This is a genomic window from Vibrio sp. Vb0304, assembly GCF_033338995.1.
Lineage (GTDB): Bacteria > Pseudomonadota > Gammaproteobacteria > Enterobacterales > Vibrionaceae > Vibrio > Vibrio alginolyticus.
In genome coordinates this window covers 186,894-207,751 of sequence record NZ_JAWOTT010000003.1, presented here as the reverse complement: position 1 = coordinate 207,751, position 20,858 = coordinate 186,894, and the positions used below count along the sequence as shown (strand labels likewise).

The window sequence follows — 20,858 nt, the reverse complement described above, 5'->3', positions numbered from 1 at the left end:
AAAGGATTGAAACGCTCTGAGCTACTTTGCTTTTAATTTGTTTTCTAAGTCGTTTTGCACGATCTTTAAAGCGTTAAGCGCAACTTCTGGATCTATCTCATTGCTCTCAAGCAAATAGATTAAATCGACAGCCAGTTTGATCTCTTCAGGTGCGTCATCTAAAGGCGAGGTTGGTTGATCAGCCATTATTGATGTTTTTCCCTATGTGTAATTTGGTTCTCTAGCTTAAGAAGTGCTGCTTCACAACGCGCTAAACGTTGCTCGGTTGCTAGTAATACTTTTTGAGCGTCGGCACGCATAAAACTCGGAGCGCTTTCGACAGCACGTTCTTTTTCTAACACCATCTCGCGCAAGCGTCTTGCCCACTCTTGGTGTTGAGCGAGTTCCTGATAAAGCACGTTGATAGGCTTGCGGAAATAGCTGCTATGTTTGATTTCATTCTTACGAATTTTAGTGGTAGAAATCTCGCGTTGAATTGCACCGATTTGCGCCACTAACCGTTCAGTGAGGTACTCAGCACGCAAAGCGGTGAGCTTACCTTCATTTTGCTCACGCACAATCGCATCCAGCGTGGCTTTTGCTTCTTTTACGCAAGGAGTAAGTAAGCGAGAGCGGCAACCAAATAAACGCTCATCAAAAAGCGGAACATGATGTTCGCCTCTTTGACGGTCAAGAACAGCGGCTTGCTTCGCCATTTGTTCTAGATTTTCCTGGAGTTGAGAAATGTTCATGACAAGCCTACAAACCATGCGTCATAAGCCAATTTAATGGCTAGTATGCTGACGACAGTAACAAATACAGGACGAATGAATTTAGAACCAAATCTAATAGCGGAGTGCGCGCCAACAAAAGCACCAGCCATTAAACATACTCCCATTGTTAAGCCTAGCACCCAGTTGATGTGTCCGAGGAATGCAAAAGTGATCAAAGAGGTAAAGTTACTGGTAAAGTTCATTGCTTTTGCTAAGCCAGAGGCGAGCAAGATATTCAGTCGGTACAGCGCCATTGAACTTACTGTCCAAAAAGCCCCAGTTCCAGGCCCTGCGAGTCCGTCGTAGAATCCTATGGATAAGCCTTGCATGTACTGTTTTTTATGAAGTTTTGGGCAAGGCTCGGGTATTGGACTTTGATGAGCAGAGTGGGGTGTTTTATGAAAAACGGTATACAACGCTGCCGCCAAAATAACAAGCGGCAATCCTTTTTCCAGCCAATCCGTACTAATCGCATCTACAAATAGCGTACCTAATGTCGCTCCGACGAGTGTTGCCACGAATGCACGCCTCCAGCATTGAGGTTTGAATAGACGTTTTTTGTAGTACGTAAATGCTGCAGTAGAAGAAGCAAAGGTAGCGGCAAGTTTATTGGTGCCTAGTGCAATATGAGGCGGCAAGCCTAGCGAAAGTAGAGCAGGTACGGTAAGCATGCCACCACCACCGGCAACTGCATCAATAAATCCTGCGACAAAAGCGACAAGCGCCAACACCAACAGCATGGTTGGCTCAATCATTTCCATAAATGGTGATTCTTCTAATATTCTATTTTACGTTTAAATGGAGGTAGTGAGTCGATTAAGGCTTGTCCGTATCGCTTAGTGACTAGGCGTCGATCAAGAATCGTTACTCTACCAGAGTCTCTCTCTTTACGCAGTAAGCGACCTACGCTCTGGATCAGCTTTTTGCTTGCGTCTGGTACAGTTATTTGCATAAACGGGTTTCCTCCTTTTTTCTCAATGTATTCGGAATGAGCCTGCTCAACAGGGGAGGTTGGAACGCCAAATGGAATTTTTGTAATCACCAAGTTTTCAAGTAATTCGCCAGGTAAGTCTAGCCCCTCAGAGAAACTGCCAGTACCAAATAAGACGCTGGTTTTATTTGATTCTATTAGCTTTTTATGTTTTTTTAGAATTTCTTGACGTGAGCTTTCACCTTGAACTTGCAACGCCCAGCCTTTTTTTATGAACTCCGAAGAGAGTGCCTTCGCGACTTGGTTCATCTGCCAATAGGATGAGAATAATACTAAGTTGGCTTTCTTGTCTTCCAAGTACTTAGGCAATATCTCGATAAGATATTCAGTAAATTGAGGCGCTGGTGGTTCATATTTCATCGCAGGGATGAGCAATTCTGCCTGGTTTTGGTAATCGAATGGTGACGCAAGCGCTAAAAACTGAGTGCCTGATTCTGGTTTTCCATCAATACCAACCTGATGGCAAAAGTAATGGAAAGAGTTTAATGCACGCATCGTTGCGGAAACCAAAATGGCGCCAATACATCTGCTCCAAATCTGTTGGTCGAGTTGCCATCCAATTTCAAGTGGCGAAACACTCACAATGAAATCACCCTCGCGATCAGGGTGGGTTTCTAACCAGCGAGCTAAAGGCGCACCTTTTTCACGAGCTGGTTCAGCCATTAAATGCCATACTTGCGCTAGGTTTTCTAACCTTTGAATGTAGAAACCGAGCTCTGCAAGCGCTGGTTCAGCCAACCTTGTCGCAAGCTCCCCGTCCTTTACTCTTTCCGCAATAAGGTCGGCAATTTTTGCCACACTCTGATTTGCTTTTTTACTGAACTGTTTTAGTTCTTTGGATTGGTTCTCTAGCCATTCTGGTAGTTCACCGTGTTCGAAGCGGTAGATACCCTCTTCAAATTGAGCCGGGTCGAACTGTTTGGGCAATTGAGTCAGTGCCGGTATCAAGTTCTGAACCGCGTCTTGAAGGTCGTTGCGAAATCGAGCTACGCGTTTCTCGTCTGCGAGTGATGAAAACTTACTAATCGACTGATTTAACTTCTCAAGCCATGCTGCCGCACCTTTTAAACTCGCAGATGCTGAAGCATGGTCACGAGCGACGTGAGGTAAGTGATGTGCCTCGTCGAAGACGTATATCGTATTTTCTGGCTCAGGTAAAATCACGCCGCCACCTAAATCTGCGTCTGCCATGACGAGAGAGTGGTTAGCAATGATGACATCGTTTTTATCCAACTCTGAGCGCGCTTTTTGGAATGGGCAGCCGCGGTGGCCTGGTAAACTGTTATTGCAACTGTGTTTATCACTGACAATCAGTTGCCAAAGCTTATCGTCGATGGGTTTAGGCCAAGAATCACGGTCACCGTCCCATTTACCTTGCGCAAGAGAGCGATGCATTGTTTCTAACAGCTCTATATCTTTTTGCTTAGGTTTGGTTTCAAACATGGCTAACTGGCCACCATCAGCACCGCTAGCAGTAGCGAGCTTTTCTGCACAACAATAGCGTTGACGGCCTTTTGCCAAAATAAAAGAAAACTCTCGGTCGGTAATCCGACGAAAAAGAGGGAGGTCTTTATTTATGAGCTGCTCTTGCAGAGCGACGGTCGCCGTTGAGATAACCACTTTTCTATTGTTATGTACAGCCACGGGAATGGTTGCCATTAGATAGGAGAGCGATTTACCAATTCCAGTCCCTGCTTCTGCAACGAGTATTCGGTTAGATTTGTGATACTGACCGCACAGCGTTTTTGCAATCTCTGCAACAAGGTAGTTTTGTGCTCTTCTAGGCACAAAGTTATCAAGTTGATCTTGAAGGTTTTGATAGCTATTACGAATCGATTTTTGAATGTTACTGGTCAGCATACGGGCCTCAAATGCGTTGGAGGCGAATAGTAGCACACATCACTAGTTGTACAGTAGTTCACAAAACGGAATGCTTTTATAAGGAATGTAGATCTCCTTCACAAAAAAATATTGAACCTTATCTTAATGAAATTAATTTCATTATATGAAAAATATAAAACTCCAACTTGGTCTGATTTGTGGGTTTTTATTCTTTTTTTTGTTTTTTTAAATTTACTTATTGGATTAAAAAACCATTTGTTAATAATTTTGTAAATTACAAATAATAATGGAGATTGGTTAGATGTTCGTCGAATAAATAAAGGTAAACTTATCAAGTTGTTGTTTTATAATGGTATTTTGTTTTTTTTACATTGGTATTTAGAAAATTTGACAGCCAGAATAATCTTTTGCACTCTTAGCTCCAGATTTTGAGGAGGTGCTGTATAACGTTTTGTTAACGCTCTACCTCAAACATATAAAAAAAGGGAACCGGACAAGGATATCCCGAACTAAGAAAAGGCAGTGGATTAATTATGAAAAAAACTCTATTAGCACTAGCTGTAGTTGCGTCTGCAACTTCAGTGAACGCAGCTGAAGTATTCAAATCTGAAGAAGGTTCTGTAGATTTCTACGGTCAGCTACGTCCAACTCTTCTATTCACAGAAAAAACTGATCACACAGCAGAGCTAAACACTAGCTCTTCTCGTACTGGTGTGAACGCGGTTTACGTTGTTGACGAAAGCCTAAAAGTTCTGGGTGAAGTTGAAATCGGTGTTGCTCTAGGTGACAACTACGACGCAGGTGCTGATTCAAGCGAGCGTACAGATGACTCTGTATACGTACGTCGCCACATCATCGGTTTTGATATGGGTGATATGGGTACTCTTCGCTTCGGTAAAGAAGGTACTTGGGCTGATGACGTATACTTCGCAGATTACTCTTACTTCTTCGGTGGTAACGCAGCGGAAACTGCATACGGTCACGCTTGGAACAACGATTCTCAAATCAAATACGCTTACGAAAATGACGCGTTCTGGCTAAAAGCTGGTTACGCGCTAGGCGAAAAAGATTCTAACGAAGAAGTACTAGAAGTATTCGTTGGTAAATCTTTCAACGACCTATCTCTACACGCTGGTGTACTTACTGCGAACAACGACATCAACGTAACTAAAGAGAAAAAACTAGTTCTTAATGGTGTAGAGCAAACAGTTTCTCACACAGAGCGTACTGATAACGAAAACCTATCTTTTGAAGTAACTGCTGAGTACGCACTAAACGAGCACACTCTAGGTGCTACGTACTACTACAACGAAAACGAAGATAAGCTAGGTAAATCAACAGTTGATTCACACTACATCGTTGTAGCTGGTATGTTCGCTGTTGCTCCTAAAACAACTCTATACTCTGGTTACGAGTACCTAGCTCAGTCTACTGACGAAGCAGGTAAAGTAGACGCAGACTCTTCTTGGTTCTACGCTGGTGTTGAATACAAGTTCTCTAAATGGGCACGTGTATTCGCAGAAGCGGGTTACACTTTCGAAGGTACTGACTTCGACAACAAAGACACAGACGACGCAACTAACTTCGGTGTTGGTGCTCGTTTCTACTGGTAATCAATACCCAGTTTGATATTGTAAGACCCAGCTATATGCTGGGTCTTTTACTATGAAGATAAGGATGAAAAATTCTATGCAGTTATCATTAAAAGTGGCAATGGCACTGTCTATTTTTGCCAGTACAAACCTCTACGCTGCAACGACTTTAGTGGTTCCAGAAGACGTGAAGTTATTGGCCGTCAACATGGAGAAGCCAGATCTAGAAGGTGGTCTTTTTTCTAGTGAGAAGACAATCGAACTACCTGACGGAACGAATCAAATTGTCTTCAAATATCAACCTACATTCGAAATTAACGAAAACCTTAAGACGGTTTACAGTGATGTAATCGTTGCTAAATTTGATGCTGAAAACGAAAAGCTAACGTTTGAACTGCCAGAGTTTAAAACTCTTCGCCAAGCGCAAAACAACATCTCGCCTCTAGATTGGCAATTACTGGATACCAAAGGCCAACCTATTGCTTTGGTCGAAGATGTATTAGAGTCAGATGGTGTTCAAATTGGTCGTAATTACCCTCAAGAATCTCGCAACTACAATATTGCTGGCGGTATCGCGAGTGTTGCCGTTAGTTATGTAACTGTGAATCAGCATCAACAATCAGTAAGTGATATCGAGCCTCGAGTTGAGACTAGTGATACCCGTTCAACAGCCGCATCGAACGACAGCCCAATGGTTGATGTATTAAAGACGATGTACCAGAAAGCGTCTCCGGCGGAAAAAGAGGCCTTTAAAAACTGGCTTGCTGAGCAGTAATCCCTTAGTTCATTAGATAGGGCTTAACTGAAAAAGTACGAATCTAAAAAGCAGGCTTTAAGCCTGCTTTTATCTTTTCTGCTTATTAGAGAGAGATTTCTCTCCATTCACCAGGCATTAGGTCGTTAAGGACGATATCACCCATCGAATGACGAATGAGGCGCAAAGTAGGGAAGCCAATGTGCGCAGTCATGCGACGCACCTGACGATTTCTTCCTTCAATAATGGTAATGGCTAACCAAGTGGTAGGGATATTTGCGCGAAAACGAACCGGAGGCGTTCTGTCCCAGACTTGTGGTTTTGGAATAACTTCAACTTCGGCTGGTAGAGTCATACCATCTTTTAGCTCTACTCCCTTTCTCAATTTTTCAAGATCTTGCTCCTGAGGAGCGCCATCAACTTGAACCCAATAAGTCTTCGGCGATTTTGACTTTGGCTGCGTTAGCTTCGCCTGCAAGATGCCATCGTTAGTGAGTACCATCAAACCTTCGCTGTCTCGGTCCAATCGGCCAGCCGCATAGACATTTTTGATTGGGATATAGTCCGCTAACGTTTTGCGACCATCGCCATCGGTAAATTGACTGAGCGTATCGTAAGGCTTATTGAAAATAATGACTTTACGATCTTTAGGGGCCACTTTTGGCTTTTGGCTTTTTGTTGGGCGATTAGGGCGGCGGTCTTGCTGAGTACGAGTCTTCGAGCCATTGCGAGCTCCTGAGTGTTTAAAATGGCCCGTTTTAGACTGGTTACGACTGCGACCTTTTTCCTGACCTGTACGAGATGACATGTTAACTACCCTGCAAAAATGTAAATGAACTGTGTTTGAAAGTTTTAAGTTTTCTCATGATCGGATATGATTTGCGCGCCTAAAACTAACAAACGCGCACAGAATGATAGACTAATTCGTGTTATTTGTTTAATTATATCAGTGCACTCATGGATTCAGAGCTTAGAGCTTCAAACTACAACAAAGAGTGCGAACCGCATGTGGCGTTAGTGAGGAGACATGTACTGCTAACGCGCAGCAATGCGTCAATTAAACCAACTCAGACGCTGAGTTGATCAGCCAACAAGTTGATTAAAAAATAGGGAAATTTCATGCCTACAGAAAAACCTACAATTATCTACACCATCACTGATGAAGCGCCGGCGCTAGCAACTTATTCATTACTACCAATCATTCAATCATTCACAGCATCGTCTGGCATCAATGTAGATACTCGTGATATTTCACTAGCAGGTCGAATTATCGCTAACTTCCCAGAGCATCTAAAAGAAGAACAGCGCATTGGCGATGCGTTGACTGAGCTTGGTGAACTAGCTCAAACTCCAGAAGCAAATATCATCAAGCTACCTAACATTTCAGCTTCAGTTCCTCAGCTTAAAGCGGCGATTAAAGAGCTTCAGGCGAAAGGTTACGATTTACCAAACTACCCAGAAGAGCCGAGCACGTACGAAGAGAAAGCGATTAAAGCGGCTTACGACAAAATCAAAGGTAGTGCGGTTAACCCAGTACTTCGTGAAGGTAACTCAGACCGTCGTGCTCCGACTTCGGTTAAGAACTACGCGAAGAAAAACCCACACTCAATGGGTGCATGGTCAGCAGAATCTAAGTCTCATGTTGCGAGCATGTCAGACAATGACTTCTTTGGTAGCGAAAAGTCTACAACTATCTCTGGTGCAACAGAGGTCAAAATCGAGTTTGTCGGTAATGATGGTACAGTTAAAGAGCTTAAGTCTGCGTTCCCATTACTAGATAAAGAAGTCATTGATACTTCAGTAATGAAGAAGAAGGCGTTGGTTGAATTTTTCGAGAAAGAGATTGCTGAAGCGAAAGCACAAGACGTGCTGCTGTCTCTTCATATGAAAGCGACGATGATGAAAGTTTCTGACCCTGTCATTTTCGGCCATGCCGTAAAAGTTTACTACAAAGACGTTTTCGATAAGTACGGTAAGCTGTTTGAAGAGCTAGGCGTTGATGTAAACAATGGCATCGGTGATGTTTACTCAAAAATTGAGTCTCTACCTGAAGCGCAAAAAGCAGAAATTGAAGCGGCCATTCAAGCGGTTTACCAAACTCAACCAGAACTTGCGATGGTTGACTCTGATCGTGGTATCACAAACTTACATGTACCAAGTGACATTATTGTAGATGCTTCTATGCCAGCAATGCTTCGCTCTTCGGGGCAAATGTGGGGACCAGATGGTAAACAAAAAGACACCAAAGCGATGATTCCAGATCGTAGCTACGCAGGTATTTACCAAGCGGTTATTGATTTCTGTAAAGAGCACGGCGCATTTGATCCAACTACTATGGGTAGCGTACCTAACGTTGGTCTAATGGCTCAGAAAGCTGAAGAGTATGGTTCTCACGACAAGACATTCATTCTAGACGCTGCGGGTACTGTTCGCGTTGTTGATGCTTCAGGTAACGTACTGTTAGAGCAAGCGGTTGAAGAAGGTGATATCTTCCGTATGTGTCAGGTTAAAGACGCACCAATCCAAGATTGGGTTAAACTAGCAGTGACTCGCGCACGTGCAACAGGTGTTCCAGCTGTATTCTGGCTAGATGAAAACCGCGCGCACGATGCTGAGCTCATCAAGAAAGTAAACGCCTACCTACCAGATCACGATACTGACGGTCTAGAGATTAAGATCCTATCTCCTGTTGAAGCTTGTAAGTACTCACTAGAGCGTATGAAAGCGGGCCTAGATACTATCTCTGTTACAGGTAATGTTCTTCGTGACTACCTAACAGACTTGTTCCCAATTCTAGAGTTAGGTACGTCTGCTAAGATGCTATCTATTGTTCCATTGATGAATGGTGGTGGTCTATTTGAAACAGGCGCTGGTGGTTCTGCTCCTAAGCACGTTCAACAAGTAGAAAAAGAGAATCACCTTCGTTGGGATTCTTTGGGCGAGTTCCTAGCGCTTGCAGCTTCGTTAGAGCATTTAAGTGTAGCGACAAATAATCCTAAGGCTCAGGTTCTCGCAGATACACTAGATAAAGCGACCGGTGAGTTTTTAGACACCAACAAATCTCCGTCACGCAAAGTGGGTGAGCTAGATAACCGTGGAAGCCACTTCTATCTTGCACTTTACTGGGCGAAAGCGCTTTCAGAGCAAACGGATGATGCGGATCTTGCTGCTGAATTTGCACCAATTGCAAAAGCGCTGTCAGAGCAGGAAGAAACGATCGTTGCTGAGCTAAATAATGCGCAAGGCGTGAAAGGTGAGCTAGGAGGTTACTACTTACTAGACGATGCATTGGTTTCTAAATTGATGCGTCCAAGCGAAACCTTTAACGCAATCATTAACAAGTAAGTTAGTGTAAAAACACGTCGTTTTCGACGTGTTTCCTATCCTGTAAGTGCGTTGTAAGTGTTCCTTTTGTAACGCGTGCTCTAAATAGTAAGAAACCCGCTATCTTGGCGGGTTTATTTTTCTCTTCAAAACATCAACGTGGCGTTTCGAGAGCAATATTTTTATATTTCGACAGCGCTCTAATTATTTGGCTTGGCCTTCAAGAGGCACGACGCTACTCGCGTGACAGCCTTTGGGACCTTTTTCAATCTCGTAAGAGACTTGTTGGCCTGCTTTCAGTGTACGATAACCGTCCATCTGGATAGTTGAGTAGTGGGCAAAGATATCTCCCTCTTCTTCATCTGAACAAATAAACCCAAATCCTTTGGCATTGTTAAACCACTTTACTGTACCTGTAGCCATGCTTTACATCCCTCATGCATTTTTTACTGATGTTGTTACTGCAACCAAGTTATACCTTTAACTTGGTACTACCATTGTCAGCGAATGCCAACAAACGTCAAATCAATGATAAGTCACATTCATCAAACCACTTAAAGAAGAGAGGTTTCAAAATGATGATTTATGCATCGACACTTTCCACTGTAGTCAATGAATTTCGACAGTCAATAGCAGTGAGCAACAAACAGAAACATAATTGAAAACAAATCACTTTTGAGATTAACAAATTTGCAAACAGTTTTTCGTATATACGCAGAAGTTTAGTCAATTTGCCTATGAAGTGGCTCATACTGAAAAAGCCATACTGTCCGTGTTGCTTATGGGAGAAGAATCCTCTGACTGAATAAAAAATGAAGTTTTCGTGATAATTACCGTATTCTCAATGAGGAAGTGTGATCCAGATAGAAGATGATGGGGTGGTTTGCAATAGTCCGAGAGCAATAAATAGAAAGTTCTTTTATAAGAAAAAATGTGTAACTTATCGACAAGCATCTTTTATTTGCGCCGTATCAAGACGTGCATTAGTCTCTATATTAGGTAGCAACTTTTATCGATCAAAGATCGAATTCGGTGCCATAACTCACTACACCGCGCTGCATGCTTGTGGTAGATTGTTTTTATAGGTCGAAAACATCAACCCTTTGATACGATATCTTTAGATTGCCATGAGTAAAAATTTTGAATGGGTCACTCCGGACTCTGATCTTCTGGAGCGAGAAAGTACGAAAGTCCAGCCACCTAAGCTGTACAATGTCGTACTCAATAATGATGACTATACACCTATGGATTTCGTCATAGAGGTGCTTGAGCGATTTTTCTCACATGATATTGATAAAGCAACTCAAATCATGCTTCAGGTCCACTATGAAGGAAAGGCAATCTGCGGCACATACAGCGCAGAAATTGCCGAGACAAAAGTAGCGCAAGTTACGATGTACGCAAGGGAAAATGAACATCCGCTACTTTGCACTATGGAGCAAGCGTAAACAAAGAAGACTTGCTCGAACAACCCCAGTTGTTTTTTCGGGAGGTACTTATGCTAAATAAAGAACTAGAGTCAAGCCTTAACGGTGCATTTGCTCGGGCGCGAGATAAACGCCACGAGTTTATGACTGTCGAACACCTCCTACTTGCATTGTTGGAAAATGATGCAGCTAAGGAAGCCCTTCTAGCTTGTAAGGCGGATCTTGACGCTTTACGCAACGAACTCGATATTTTCATCGATCAAACTACGCCTCTTATCCCAGATAGTGATGAGACGCGTGAAACGCAGCCGACTTTGAGTTTTCAACGTGTACTACAACGCGCCGTCTTTCATGTACAGTCGTCTGGTCGTAATGAAGTAACAGGCGCCAACGTGCTTGTTGCTATCTTCAGTGAGCAAGAGTCGCATGCCGCTTACCTTCTGAAGAAAAATGACATCTCCCGATTAGATATTGTTAACTTCATCTCCCACGGTATTACTAAAGCATCAGGTGCAGGTGAGGATTCATCATCAGACTCGTTTAGCTCAGAAAGTGTTGAAGAGCCTAATTCTGAAGAACGCTTAGAAAGCTTTGCGACGAATCTTAATCAAGTCGCTAAAGATGGAAACATCGACCCACTCATTGGACGTGATAAAGAGTTAGAGCGCACTATTCAGGTACTTTGTCGACGCCGCAAGAATAATCCACTACTAGTGGGTGAGGCAGGGGTTGGTAAAACAGCCATAGCGGAAGGTCTTGCATGGAGAATTGTCGAAGGGCAGGTCCCTGAGGTTATTCAAAACAGCGTGATTTATTCACTAGATATTGGCTCTTTGCTCGCTGGTACCAAATACCGCGGTGATTTTGAAAAGCGCTTCAAGGCGATTTTGAAACAACTTGAAAAAGAAGAAGATGCCATTTTGTTCATCGATGAAATACATACCATCATCGGTGCAGGCGCGGCATCTGGTGGTCAAGTCGATGCAGCAAATCTTATTAAGCCTCTTTTAAGTAGCGGTAAGTTGCGTTGTATTGGTTCGACGACATACCAAGAATACAGCAACATTTTCGAGAAAGAGCGTGCGTTGTCTCGCCGCTTCCAAAAGATAGACGTTGTAGAGCCCTCATTGGATGATACAACTAAAATCTTGATGGGCTTGAAGCCGAAGTACGAAGCTCACCATGAAGTACGTTATACCAATAAAGCACTGCGTGCCGCGGTAGAACTGTCGGCTAAATACATTAATGAACGCCATCTACCAGATAAGGCCATTGATGTCATTGATGAAGCTGGTGCTCGTAGTCGTCTTGCTCCTGCAAGCCGTCGTAAAAAAACGGTCGGAGTGGCTGATATCGAATCAATGGTTGCCAAAATGGCGCGAATTCCAGAGAAGTCGGTTTCTTCTTCAGATAAAGACATTTTGAAAAACTTAGATAGCAAAATGAAGATGTTGGTATTCGGTCAAGATAATGCGATTGATGCATTGTCCGAGGCGATCAAGCTGACACGTGCAGGTTTAGGTGTAGACAACAAACCTGTTGGTTCATTCTTGTTTGCAGGCCCAACAGGGGTTGGTAAAACAGAGGTGACGGTGCAGTTATCTAAGCTTCTAGGTATCGAGCTACTTCGTTTTGATATGTCTGAGTATGGTGAGCGTCACTCCGTAAGTCGCTTAATTGGTGCGCCTCCTGGTTATGTCGGTTATGACCAAGGTGGTTTGCTAACCGATGCTGTTATTAAGCATCCACACTCGGTCGTATTACTTGATGAGATTGAAAAAGCGCACCCTGATATCTTTAACCTGTTGTTGCAAGTCATGGATAACGGTACGCTAACGGACAACAATGGTCGCAAAGCAGACTTCCGTAATGTCATTCTTGTTATGACAACTAACGCAGGTGTGGCGGAAACCGAGAAGAAATCAATTGGTTTGATTCAACAAGACAACAGTCACGATGCAATGGCGGAAATTAAGAAGGTGTTTACTCCTGAGTTCCGTAACCGTCTTGATAACATCATCTGGTTTAACAGCCTTGATGAAAGCGTTATCCATCAAGTGGTTGATAAGTTCATTGTTGAACTGCAAGTGCAACTTGATGCGAGAGGCGTTTCAATGGAAGTATCGCAAGACGCTCGCCATTGGTTAGCACATAAAGGTTATGACAAAGCTATGGGGGCTCGCCCAATGGGGCGTGTTATCCAAGAACAGCTTAAGAAGCCTTTGGCTAACGAACTGTTGTTTGGATCTTTAGTTGACGGCGGTACAGTGAAAGTAACGCTGGTCAACGATACGCTTGAGTTTGAATACTTAAGTGAGAAAGAGACAGCGATGCATTAATCGTTAGTCGGTAACAAACGCAAAAGCGCACGAGAAGATCGTGCGCTTTTTTATCTGAACTAAATCGGAAAAAATTGTGCAATAAAAAACGGAGCAGCTTGCTCCGTTTTTTATTGCATCCGAAAATCAGAGATTAACGAGCGCGGAAGACGATGCGGCCTTTTGACAGGTCGTATGGAGTCATCTCTACAGTTACTTTGTCACCCGTTAGGATACGGATGTAGTTCTTACGCATCTTGCCAGAGATGTGAGCAGTCACAACGTGACCGTTTTCAAGTTCAACACGGAACATAGTGTTTGGTAGAGTGTCAAGGACTGTGCCTTGCATCTCGATTACGTCTTCTTTAGCCATTTAATCCTCTTTAGAAATTAGGCAATATTAGCGGGCTATATTCTGCCGCTAAATAGTAATTATGTAAAGTTGAGGCGTATTCTACCCTCGCCAACGCTGATTTACTAGCCTTTGGTGGCGTTGAAAGCGTGTTTTGTAGCTCATTGCTGGGCACTCATCAATCTGATATCCCAAATATAGCCACTGTTGTTTGTTTTCTTGGCAGTATTTAATTTGATAAAGCACCGCTAATGTCCCAAGAGATAACTCGTAGTCAGGGTCAAAGAAAGTATAAAAAGCACTCGAGCATTGTGGCATCAAATCTGTCACTGCAATGGCGAGCAATTGATCTGATTCATCGTAAATGTGTAAAAACGACGTTGTCAGCCAGCTGGTTTGAGCAAATCGAGCAAACTCATCACGCTTTGGTGGGTACATAGTGCCGTTTTTATGCCGTTTGCAGATGTACCGACTGTAAAGCTCAAACCATTCCTCATCCATTTCAGGTTTCATTTCCCAGCGTAAAGACTGTGCTTTATTAAGCAGCCTCTTCTGACTTTTTGATAGTCTAACGTCTGGAATCGAGACTCGAATTGGCTGGCAAGCGGTGCAATGCTCGCAATGCGGTTTATATATGGTATCTCCGCTACGACGAAAACCGTTAGCCATGAGCAACTGGTAATTTTCTTCAGTATGCAGCCTTTCATCAAGCGCCACCGCAACCCGCTCTTGCCGTTCAGGCAAATAACTACAAGGGTGATTATTCGTCAACCCTATTCGAATATGTTGTATATCCGTACTCATACTGAATCCTGCAAAACTTGGGGCTGATAGGCATCAAATAGTGTTTGCTTTTCTCTTAAAGATAGTAGTTTTTGCATAAATTCGTCACGCTCAAGTTCAAATGCGCCAAGTGATGCCAAGTGAGAATTCATAACTTGGCAATCGATTAATTGACCTTGCTTTGACGCCAAATGGTTGCATAAGTACCACAATGCAATTTTGGATGCGTTATCTTTTAGGCTAAACATCGACTCCCCGCAAAAAAGTTGGCCCACGCAGATGCCATATAGTCCGCCAATCAGGTTGTTGTCATGCCATACTTCTACAGAGTGACAGTGACCAAGTTTGGCTAACTCAATGTAGGAAGTTTGCATTTCCTCGTTGAGCCATGTTTCCTCTGCAGGGCGTGTTGAAGAACATAGTCTAATCACTTCTTCTGTCGCGAAATTGAGTGTTACTTTATAGTTATGTTTACGCTGAAATTTTTTGAGACTTTTAGATGGCTTAAACTGCAATGGGTCAAACACAGCGCGCGGAGAAGGGCTCCACCATAAAATAGGTTCACCAGGACCATACCAAGGGAAAATGCCTTGATAGTAACCATTGAGGATTCTCATGGGGTTTAAGTCACCACCAAAAGCCAGCAAACCATTGGGGTCGCTGAGTGCTTTATAGGGTGAGGGAAAGTTGAACGTTTCATCGAGTTCAGTTAAATAAATAGCCATAAGAAGTCGTTACCAACATTGGAGTCAGAGGAGTTTATGATGACCTGGTTAAGAAATATCGTAAAAGTATGGCTTGGGATCATACTGTTTTTACCACTTGTCGCCAACGCAGCCTATGAAAGAAATGTTGCCAAGCCAGTTAATGAAGTAGTTTACGGGAAGATTGACTCTGTCCGTTATATTACTCAACAAGAGGTTGTTCAATCGAAAAGTAACGGTTGGAAGACACTACTTGGTGCCACTATCGGTGGTTTAGTCGGTAATCAATTTGGTGGCGGTACGGGAAGAGAAGTCGCGACGGCAGTGGGTGCGCTTGCAGGTGCCGCAGTTGCTCAAAACCAAAGTAATTACCAATACACGGTTGAATATAAGTTAGTTGAGCTACTCATCAAAGTGAAGGGTGATAAGCTAATTAATGTCATCCAAGATGTTGATAAAAATATGTTATTTAGTCGAGGGGATGAAGTTCGTATTTTATATTTTGATGATGGAGTCAGGGTTGATATCACTTATTAACCCTAGGTTGTTTTAGTCTAACGAAGCCTAATCAGGCATGTACAGTCGGGCTGGCTTATCGTCAAATAAAGTCGAAATAGTTTGCTGTTTCGCCGTGCTTCTTTCGCTCTGATTTACATCGCTGGCAATGCCTTTAATTCTGTATCTTTAGGCTGCTTGAGGATATTCATAAATTAGCGCCGATTTACTCTGGTTTTGTCGTGTTTTTTTGGGTAGTCTGAATTCACGAAGAATTGTTTAGCCCTCATAAAAAATCGTATGTTGAGGGCACAAAGGATTATCAACTTTTAATGGAAAGCCTAACGTTACAACCTATCAATAAAATTCAAGGGGAAGTGAACCTTCCTGGCTCTAAAAGTGTTTCTAATCGAGCTCTTTTACTTGCTGCTCTTGCTAAAGGCAGAACTCGCCTTACTAATCTCCTCGACAGTGATGATATTCGTCATATGCTGAATGCGCTGACTAAACTAGGCGTTCAATACCAACTTTCCGAAGATAAAACAGAATGTCTCGTTGACGGCCTTGGGCGTCCGTTTTCTGTCTCAGAGCCGGTAGAGTTATTTCTCGGCAATGCTGGCACTGCGATGCGACCATTAGCTGCGGCTCTTTGTCTTGGAGAAGGGGAGTATGTACTGACGGGCGAACCTCGTATGAAAGAGCGTCCAATTGGTCACCTTGTCACGGCACTGAAAGATGCTGGTGCGAACGTTGAGTACATGGAAAACGAGAACTTTCCGCCTCTCAAAATAATTGGTACTGGCCTAAAAGCAGGTACAGTTTCTATCGATGGGTCCATTTCAAGTCAGTTCTTGACCGCTTTCTTAATGTCTGCGCCATTGGCTGAAGGTGAAATTCGCATCAACATCGAAGGCGATTTGGTTTCTAAGCCTTATATCGATATCACCCTGCATATCATGAAGCAGTTTGGAGTCGATGTGATCAACAACGACTATCAAGAGTTTGTGATCCCAGCCGGTCAGCAATACATCGCTCCAGGCGATTTCTTGGTTGAAGGTGACGCGTCTTCTGCTTCTTACTTCTTGGCGGCGGCAGCCATCAAAGGCGGAGAAGTTAAAGTCACGGGTATCGGTAAAAACAGCATTCAAGGTGATATTCAATTTGCTGATGCGCTTGAAAAAATGGGTGCAGAAATTGAATGGGGTGATGACTACGTAATTTCACGTGTTGGTCAATTAAAAGGCATTGATATGGATTACAACCATATCCCTGATGCTGCAATGACCATCGCGACAACAGCGCTATTTGCCGAAGGCACTACCGCTATTCGTAACGTTTATAACTGGCGTGTAAAAGAAACAGACCGTTTGTCAGCTATGGCGACTGAGTTACGTAAAGTTGGTGCGGAAGTGGAAGAAGGGGAAGACTACATCATCGTCAAACCTGTCTCTCAGTTAAAGCATGCTGCGATTGATACTTACGATGATCATCGAATGGCGATGTGTTTTTCGCTGGTGGCACTTAGTGATACGCCTGTGACGATTAACGATCCAAAGTGTACGTCGAAAACGTTCCCTGACTACTTCGACAAACTTAAGGCTTTAAGCTGCTAAATATTCTGACCTGAAACCGGAAAGCCAGAGTGAATAACACTCTGGCTTTTTTGTTTCCCAATACTATTTAACCAGCGTAAATTCCTTAGAAAGGTGATGCGCTAAGTATTTAAACATATTGAATACTGCAGTCGTATTTGAAGTTGGTAAACCTTTGTCATCAAGGAAGTATTCACCTTTAAAAACTAAAACACCTTCTTTTTCTTCTACGCTTGTTGCTCGCATTCCCTCGATGTAATCATCGTGCTCTTGGATGATTTGGTTAGCGATCAAAAGAAGGTCGAACTCTTCGATAAACGTTCTATCAGACATATTCTTTCTACCATTCTATTCAGTTAAGAGCGCTGAGTATACCTACAACTAAAATGGGTTTGCATGATTAATTCAGTCAATCGTTCAGTAAGACTAAACAGATCAATTTTTAGAGTATAAGCATGATGCGGAGGAAGATGGCAGAACATTGAACCAAACTATTTTGTGATGGGTAACAAAATTTATTGCATTGGATTAGCGGATGCTAAGTTTGCCTGTTTAGATATGCCGCTCAATACCTTTCAGAACCCTGTCTCTTTGAAGTATAAAGACGATGAATTGTCAACCAATCGGATCTGAATTTCAAAAAAGCAGTTGATCTTCTTTTCATCTCGCACAATAGTAAAAAAAGAAGCAATGAAATAGAACATTATGCGGGTGGCCTTTAAACAAGGTTTCTACCCGCATTATTATGAAGGACGTTAGAGTCAGTTATGGGTAAATCACTCGTTATAGTGGAGTCACCAGCCAAGGCAAAGACGATAAATAAGTACCTTGGTAAAGACTTTATTGTTAAGTCTAGTGTTGGTCATGTGCGTGATCTGCCTACGGCCGGTCAAAGCACTGGTGAGAAAAAAGCCGCAGCCATCTCAACTAAAGGGATGAGTCCGGAAGAGAAAGCGCGCGTTAAAAAAGAGAAAGACCGCAAAGCGTTGATCAAAAAAATGGGGATTAACCCATATCATGACTGGGAAGCGAATTACCAAATCCTTCCAGGCAAAGAAAAAGTTGTCAACGAACTACAAAAACTCGCCAAAGACGCAGATTGCGTTTATCTCGCAACCGATTTGGACCGCGAAGGGGAAGCAATCGCATGGCACCTTCGTGAGATCATCGGTGGCGATGAAGAGCGATACAAACGTGTAGTTTTTAACGAAATTACGAAAAACGCGATCCAACAAGCTTTCCAGACACCTGGCGAGCTGAACATGGATGGTGTAAATGCCCAACAAGCACGTCGCTTCATGGACCGTGTCGTTGGTTTTATGGTTTCACCTTTACTTTGGAAAAAAGTGGCTCGTGGCTTATCTGCTGGTCGAGTGCAGTCTGTTGCGGTGAAATTGTTAGTTGAGCGTGAGCGTGAGATTAACGCGTTTGTACCAGAAGAATTCTGGGACATTCATGCGAATACGAAAACGAAAGACAAAGCGGACTTTAAACTGCTTGTTGCGCAGAAAGACGGTTCTGCGTTTAAGCCAGTTAATGAGGCAGAAACCAAAGCAGCGATGTCTGTACTTGAGAATGCAAGTTACGAAGTATGTAAGCGTGAAGACCGTCCTACAAAGAGCAAGCCTTCAGCACCTTACATCACCTCTACGCTTCAACAGGCAGCGAGTACACGTCTGGGCTACGGCGTGAAAAAGACCATGATGCTAGCTCAGCGCCTCTATGAGGCCGGTTACATCACTTACATGCGTACTGACTCGACTAACCTAAGTGCCGAGGCTGTGGACGCTGTACGTGACTTTATTGGTTCTGAGTTTGGTGATAAGTACCTGCCAGCGAAACCATTGGCGTACGGTAGCAAAGAAGGGGCACAGGAAGCGCACGAAGCGATCCGTCCTTCAAATGTGGGTGTTAAGGCGGAAGACCTGCAAGGTGTCGATGCTGATGCGCACAAACTTTATGCTTTGATTTGGAATCAGTTTGTAGCGTGTCAAATGACGCCAGCAGAATACGATTCAACAACCATCAGCGTAAAAGCGGCAGAATACACGCTTAAAGCGAAAGGTCGTATCCTTAAATTTGACGGCTGGACTCGTGTACAGCGTCCAATGGGCAAAAACGAGGATACAATCCTTCCAGCGGTACAACTTGGCGATAAGCTAAGCTTAGAGTCACTTGACCCTAAACAGCACTTTACAAAGCCACCTGCGCGCTACACTGAAGCAGCACTGGTTAAAGAGCTGGAGAAACGAGGCATTGGTCGTCCGTCGACTTACGCATCGATCATTTCTACGATTCAAGATCGTGGCTATGTGAAAGTTGATCAGCGCCGTTTCTACGCTGAAAAAATGGGTGAAATTGTTACTGACCGCCTTGATGACAGCTTTAACGATTTGATGAACTACGACTTTACTGCGCGTATGGAACAGAAATTGGACCAAATCGCTGAAGGTGAAGTGAACTGGAAAGCTGTGTTAGACAACTTCTTTGCTGATTTTACTGGCGATCTTGAAAAAGCGGAGCTGGATGAGTCAGAAGGCGGTATGAAGTTAAACCACATCGTCATGACGGATATCGAGTGTCCGACGTGTAGCCGTCCAATGGGCATCCGTACTGCTTCAACAGGTGTGTTCTTAGGCTGTTCAGGTTACGCGTTACCACCAAAAGAGCGTTGTAAGACAACCATCAACTTGGGTGACGAAGAAGGTATTATTAACGTTCTAGAAGAAGACGTTGAAACCGCAGCTCTTCGTGCTAAAAAGCGTTGTCCGATCTGTGAAACAGCGATGGACGCATACCTGATTGATGACAAGCGTAAGATGCATGTTTGTGGTAATAACCCGAACTGTGAAGGCTACCTTGTTGAATACGGCGAGTTCAAAGTAAAAGGCTACGATGGTCCAGTTGTTGAATGTGACAAATGTGGCTCTGATATGGTGCTTAAGAACGGTCGCTTTGGTAAATACATGGATTGTACGAGCGAAACGTGCAAGAACACTCGTAAGATCTTGAAGAATGGCGAAGTCGCGCCCCCGAAAGAAGATCCTGTTCATTTCCCCGAGTTGCCATGTGAAAACTCAGATGCGTATTTCGTACTTCGTGATGGTGCTTCAGGTCTATTTATGGCGGCAAGCAACTTCCCTAAATCGCGCGAGACACGTGCTCCTTTGGTTGCTGAACTGGCGCGTTTTGAAGAGCGTTTACCTGAGAAGTTCAAATACCTAGCAACTGCGCCGCAAGAAGATCCTGATGGTCGTCCTGCTGTTGTACGCTTTAGCCGTAAAACAAAAGAGAACTACGTTCGTTCGGAAGAGAACGGTAAGCCAAGTGGTTGGACAGCGCTCTTTGTTGACGGTAAGTGGGAAGTCACTGATAAGCGTAAAAAAGCGAAAGCATAAAAACGTACGATCTAAGTAATGTAAAAAGGCAGCGATATCGCTGCCTTTTTTGCGTTTTGTTTTTGCGTAAAGGCCACTGTGTTGTTCGTATAGCTCTTTGCTGCTTTGACTGAGTTTTGCTGACGCGAGAAGATCCCAGCATCAATATTTCGTAGTCGCTGATGTATTTTTTATGTAAAAAATATTTGTTGTAACTTTCATTTTGCATTCACATATTTGTTATACATTGGGCTAAAAAATCGGCGGTGTAGTGAATCCGTTCGTAAATTGTTTTCACAATGTAATCGTTTGCTTTTCCATGTGTGATCTAGATATCGTCTTGAGTACGCAAGAGCTGTATGGTACACAGAATGGCGTATTAAAAATTGTAATTTAGAACCCGCTTAGATAATTTATTACAAAAATTAGTGCAACTGTGTGCATTGTTTGCGTCAAAAAATAAGGAAAGAGTGGACGTTGCATACTGGAAGTGCCGTAGCTTTTTTATCCGTGTTGTAAGAGTTCACAGAAACTCAGAGACGGTTGCTAAATGTA

Annotated in this window: 18 protein-coding genes; 8 read left to right on the top strand and 10 right to left on the bottom strand. The window is 43.3% G+C overall.

The genetic code is table 11. The features are described from left to right. Positions 1 to 21: 21 nt before the first annotated feature. From rsmS to dinG, 4 genes are read right to left on the bottom strand one after another with little or no spacing between them, the layout of a single operon-like run. Positions 22 to 186: a pleiotropic regulatory protein RsmS gene (gene rsmS / locus R7P35_RS07780; RefSeq protein WP_005378432.1), complete on the bottom strand. Its 165-nt coding sequence runs from the start codon at positions 184 to 186 to the stop codon at positions 22 to 24. Next, complete coding sequence (locus R7P35_RS07775) at positions 186 to 731, bottom strand: primosomal replication protein (RefSeq protein ID WP_033905048.1); 546 nt, start codon at positions 729 to 731, stop codon at positions 186 to 188. Before R7P35_RS07775 ends, rsmS begins: the two co-directional genes overlap by 1 nt. Next, on the bottom strand, positions 728 to 1,513 hold the full coding sequence (locus tag R7P35_RS07770) for a sulfite exporter TauE/SafE family protein (protein WP_005387866.1): 786 nt from the start codon (positions 1,511 to 1,513) through the stop codon (positions 728 to 730). The genes R7P35_RS07775 and R7P35_RS07770 overlap by 4 nt, the downstream gene beginning before the upstream one ends. Positions 1,514 to 1,527: 14 nt before the next feature. After that, complete coding sequence (dinG, locus tag R7P35_RS07765; protein ID WP_054575464.1) at positions 1,528 to 3,603, bottom strand: ATP-dependent DNA helicase DinG; 2,076 nt, start codon at positions 3,601 to 3,603, stop codon at positions 1,528 to 1,530. A 515-nt stretch (positions 3,604 to 4,118) separates the two neighbouring features. On the opposite strand from dinG, the gene R7P35_RS07760 reads away from it, so the two are divergent. Both R7P35_RS07760 and R7P35_RS07755 read left to right on the top strand, forming a co-directional pair. Further along, on the top strand, positions 4,119 to 5,198 hold the full coding sequence (locus R7P35_RS07760; protein WP_005378424.1) for a porin: 1,080 nt from the start codon (positions 4,119 to 4,121) through the stop codon (positions 5,196 to 5,198). 76 nt (positions 5,199 to 5,274) lie between these two features. After that, positions 5,275 to 5,952 (top strand): DUF2057 family protein, encoded by a 678-nt coding sequence (locus tag R7P35_RS07755; protein WP_017634732.1) that lies wholly within the window; start codon positions 5,275 to 5,277, stop codon positions 5,950 to 5,952. A gap of 85 nt (positions 5,953 to 6,037) precedes the next feature. Here R7P35_RS07755 and R7P35_RS07750 read toward each other — a convergent pair whose 3' ends face one another. After that, positions 6,038 to 6,739, bottom strand: a complete 702-nt coding sequence (locus R7P35_RS07750; RefSeq protein ID WP_017634731.1) for a pseudouridine synthase — start codon at positions 6,737 to 6,739, stop codon at positions 6,038 to 6,040. Between the two features lie 311 nt (positions 6,740 to 7,050). Here R7P35_RS07750 and R7P35_RS07745 point away from each other — a divergent pair, with 311 nt between their 5' ends. Then, positions 7,051 to 9,276, top strand: a complete 2,226-nt coding sequence (locus R7P35_RS07745; protein ID WP_005378404.1) for an NADP-dependent isocitrate dehydrogenase — start codon at positions 7,051 to 7,053, stop codon at positions 9,274 to 9,276. Between the two features lie 183 nt (positions 9,277 to 9,459). Here the strand turns inward: R7P35_RS07745 and cspD are convergent, their stop codons facing one another. Beyond that, entirely contained in the window at positions 9,460 to 9,678 is a 219-nt protein-coding gene (cspD, locus tag R7P35_RS07740) for a cold shock domain-containing protein CspD (protein WP_005378407.1), read from the bottom strand. 704 nt (positions 9,679 to 10,382) lie between these two features. Between cspD and clpS the strand changes: the two genes are divergently transcribed. Both clpS and clpA read left to right on the top strand, forming a co-directional pair. Continuing rightward, positions 10,383 to 10,703, top strand: coding sequence for an ATP-dependent Clp protease adapter ClpS (clpS, locus tag R7P35_RS07735; protein WP_005378419.1), 321 nt, complete (start codon positions 10,383 to 10,385; stop codon positions 10,701 to 10,703). A 50-nt stretch (positions 10,704 to 10,753) separates the two neighbouring features. Continuing rightward, the gene (gene clpA, locus R7P35_RS07730; protein ID WP_005387879.1) at positions 10,754 to 13,021 is read left to right on the top strand and encodes an ATP-dependent Clp protease ATP-binding subunit ClpA; all 2,268 of its coding nucleotides are present in this window, start codon (positions 10,754 to 10,756) and stop codon (positions 13,019 to 13,021) included. Positions 13,022 to 13,154: 133 nt separating this feature from the next. Here clpA and infA read toward each other — a convergent pair whose 3' ends face one another. The 3 genes from infA to aat form a co-directional block, all read right to left on the bottom strand. Then, entirely contained in the window at positions 13,155 to 13,373 is a 219-nt protein-coding gene (infA, locus tag R7P35_RS07725; RefSeq protein WP_001040192.1) for a translation initiation factor IF-1, read from the bottom strand. Between the two features lie 81 nt (positions 13,374 to 13,454). Further along, positions 13,455 to 14,156, bottom strand: coding sequence for an arginyltransferase (locus R7P35_RS07720; RefSeq protein WP_005378346.1), 702 nt, complete (start codon positions 14,154 to 14,156; stop codon positions 13,455 to 13,457). Then, positions 14,153 to 14,860 (bottom strand): leucyl/phenylalanyl-tRNA--protein transferase, encoded by a 708-nt coding sequence (gene aat / locus R7P35_RS07715; protein WP_005378347.1) that lies wholly within the window; start codon positions 14,858 to 14,860, stop codon positions 14,153 to 14,155. The genes R7P35_RS07720 and aat overlap by 4 nt, the downstream gene beginning before the upstream one ends. Before the next feature lie 39 nt (positions 14,861 to 14,899). Here aat and R7P35_RS07710 point away from each other — a divergent pair, with 39 nt between their 5' ends. Together R7P35_RS07710 and aroA are read left to right on the top strand one after the other, a co-directional pair. Further along, a complete protein-coding gene (locus R7P35_RS07710) occupies positions 14,900 to 15,376 on the top strand; it encodes a glycine zipper 2TM domain-containing protein (protein WP_005378348.1) in 477 nt (158 codons plus the stop codon). Between the two features lie 290 nt (positions 15,377 to 15,666). Beyond that, entirely contained in the window at positions 15,667 to 16,947 is a 1,281-nt protein-coding gene (gene aroA / locus R7P35_RS07705) for a 3-phosphoshikimate 1-carboxyvinyltransferase (protein WP_017634728.1), read from the top strand. A 63-nt stretch (positions 16,948 to 17,010) separates the two neighbouring features. Here the strand turns inward: aroA and R7P35_RS07700 are convergent, their stop codons facing one another. After that, entirely contained in the window at positions 17,011 to 17,259 is a 249-nt protein-coding gene (locus R7P35_RS07700; protein WP_005387884.1) for a YciN family protein, read from the bottom strand. Between the two features lie 434 nt (positions 17,260 to 17,693). Here R7P35_RS07700 and topA point away from each other — a divergent pair, with 434 nt between their 5' ends. Then, positions 17,694 to 20,324, top strand: a complete 2,631-nt coding sequence (gene topA / locus R7P35_RS07695; RefSeq protein WP_054576377.1) for a type I DNA topoisomerase — start codon at positions 17,694 to 17,696, stop codon at positions 20,322 to 20,324. Positions 20,325 to 20,858: the final 534 nt, after the last annotated feature.

Bases quoted from the DNA above. Each gene is read 5' to 3' on its own strand.
- rsmS (WP_005378432.1), bottom strand. From the start codon at position 186: ATGGCTGATCAACCAACCTCGCCTTTAGATGACGCACCTGAAGAGATC.
- R7P35_RS07775 (WP_033905048.1), bottom strand. From the start codon at position 731: ATGAACATTTCTCAACTCCAGGAAAATCTAGAACAAATGGCGAAGCAA.
- R7P35_RS07770 (WP_005387866.1), bottom strand. From the start codon at position 1,513: ATGGAAATGATTGAGCCAACCATGCTGTTGGTGTTGGCGCTTGTCGCT.
- dinG (WP_054575464.1), bottom strand. From the start codon at position 3,603: ATGCTGACCAGTAACATTCAAAAATCGATTCGTAATAGCTATCAAAAC.
- R7P35_RS07760 (WP_005378424.1), top strand. From the start codon at position 4,119: ATGAAAAAAACTCTATTAGCACTAGCTGTAGTTGCGTCTGCAACTTCA.
- R7P35_RS07755 (WP_017634732.1), top strand. From the start codon at position 5,275: ATGCAGTTATCATTAAAAGTGGCAATGGCACTGTCTATTTTTGCCAGT.
- R7P35_RS07750 (WP_017634731.1), bottom strand. From the start codon at position 6,739: ATGTCATCTCGTACAGGTCAGGAAAAAGGTCGCAGTCGTAACCAGTCT.
- R7P35_RS07745 (WP_005378404.1), top strand. From the start codon at position 7,051: ATGCCTACAGAAAAACCTACAATTATCTACACCATCACTGATGAAGCG.
- cspD (WP_005378407.1), bottom strand. From the start codon at position 9,678: ATGGCTACAGGTACAGTAAAGTGGTTTAACAATGCCAAAGGATTTGGG.
- clpS (WP_005378419.1), top strand. From the start codon at position 10,383: ATGAGTAAAAATTTTGAATGGGTCACTCCGGACTCTGATCTTCTGGAG.
- clpA (WP_005387879.1), top strand. From the start codon at position 10,754: ATGCTAAATAAAGAACTAGAGTCAAGCCTTAACGGTGCATTTGCTCGG.
- infA (WP_001040192.1), bottom strand. From the start codon at position 13,373: ATGGCTAAAGAAGACGTAATCGAGATGCAAGGCACAGTCCTTGACACT.
- R7P35_RS07720 (WP_005378346.1), bottom strand. From the start codon at position 14,156: ATGAGTACGGATATACAACATATTCGAATAGGGTTGACGAATAATCAC.
- aat (WP_005378347.1), bottom strand. From the start codon at position 14,860: ATGGCTATTTATTTAACTGAACTCGATGAAACGTTCAACTTTCCCTCA.
- R7P35_RS07710 (WP_005378348.1), top strand. From the start codon at position 14,900: ATGACCTGGTTAAGAAATATCGTAAAAGTATGGCTTGGGATCATACTG.
- aroA (WP_017634728.1), top strand. From the start codon at position 15,667: ATGGAAAGCCTAACGTTACAACCTATCAATAAAATTCAAGGGGAAGTG.
- R7P35_RS07700 (WP_005387884.1), bottom strand. From the start codon at position 17,259: ATGTCTGATAGAACGTTTATCGAAGAGTTCGACCTTCTTTTGATCGCT.
- topA (WP_054576377.1), top strand. From the start codon at position 17,694: ATGGGTAAATCACTCGTTATAGTGGAGTCACCAGCCAAGGCAAAGACG.